This is a genomic window from uncultured Algibacter sp., assembly GCF_947487605.1.
Taxonomy (GTDB): domain Bacteria; phylum Bacteroidota; class Bacteroidia; order Flavobacteriales; family Flavobacteriaceae; genus Algibacter_D.
The window spans coordinates 1-1,142 of record NZ_CANKXK010000045.1 but is presented as its reverse complement, the minus strand read 5'-3'; the positions used below and the strand labels follow the sequence as shown (position 1 = coordinate 1,142).

The 1,142-nt window shown below is 36.1% G+C and carries 1 protein-coding gene; it reads right to left on the bottom strand.

The genetic code is table 11. The features are described 5' to 3' along the window. Nucleotides 1-191: 191 nt before the first annotated feature. On the bottom strand, nucleotides 192-986 hold the full coding sequence (locus Q0739_RS14845) for a cation transporter (protein WP_298239520.1): 795 nt from the start codon (nucleotides 984-986) through the stop codon (nucleotides 192-194). Between the last annotated feature and the right edge of the window lie 156 nt (nucleotides 987-1,142).

Genomic DNA, 1,142 nt, shown 5'->3' with positions numbered 1-1,142 from the left:
ATTGTTACAATAAACCTGGGAAGATCCAAAAGTCGGGCTTATTAAACCCAACGGTTACGTATATGGAAAGTTGCGTGGTTTAGCACTTAACTTTGCAAGTACACACCAAACTGAAAATCCGCGAGGATTCTCAGAAGTAGGCGAGAACGAGCAATTACTTATAGCCATTGTTGTGGTTAGTGTTTTTTTATTTATTTACTCAACTTTAAAATTCTAAATGCTCCTTGAATTACAAAAGCAAAAACGATTGTTCCGATAATCAAATCAGGTTTGCTTGAACTCAACCAGTTTACCAAAAGTCCAGCTGTAATTACTCCTAAATTGATAATCACATCATTTGAAGTGAAAATCATACTTGCTTTCATATGAGCCTCTTCCTTACTTTTTGACTTTTGTAAAATGTAAAGACAAATTCCGTTTGCAATAAGAGCAAAAATCGAAACAATAATCATTGTCGAAAAATCGGGAAGTTTCTCGTCTCCGAAAAATCTTCTTAAAACTTCCACAAACCCAATAATCGCAAGTATTATTTGAAAATATCCAGCAAGTTTAGCAATCCGCTTTTTCCTCGTTAAAGTTCCACCAACTGCAAACAAACTAATCCCGTAAACGAAACTGTCGGCAAGCATATCCAAACTGTCAGCAACTAATCCCATTGATTCTGAGATTATTCCAGTAGTCATTTCGATTATGAAAAACGCGAAATTTATTCCGAGTACTGTCCAGAGTAGTTTTTTCTGGTTTGAGTTTTCATTAAATTCCGTTTGGTCGGTTTGTTCAGTCGAGATTTTCTTTCCGCCTAAATTCAGTTCGAGAACGGACTTTTCGATTTGGTCAATTTCTCCGCTGTGAAAAACGGTCAGTTTTCGGTTCGGAATGTCAAAGTCCAAATTCGCAATACTTGAAATACCGTCCAATTTCATTCGGATTAGATTTTCCTCGGAAGGGCAATCCATTTTGGTAATTTCAAATATCGTTTTGTTCATTCAATTTCATTGGTTTTTCGCATTAACCACAACGTTTTTGTGTATGGAAAGTGCGGTTTTGTGTGCGAGGATTTTCCGAAGGAAAATCGGACGCAACAAAAGTGAACTTTCCTATGAATTAGGCACTAATTTAAGCATTTTTTATACACGTTGTTA

Bases quoted from the DNA above. Each gene is read 5' to 3' on its own strand.
- Q0739_RS14845 (WP_298239520.1), bottom strand. From the start codon at position 986: ATGAACAAAACGATATTTGAAATTACCAAAATGGATTGCCCTTCCGAG.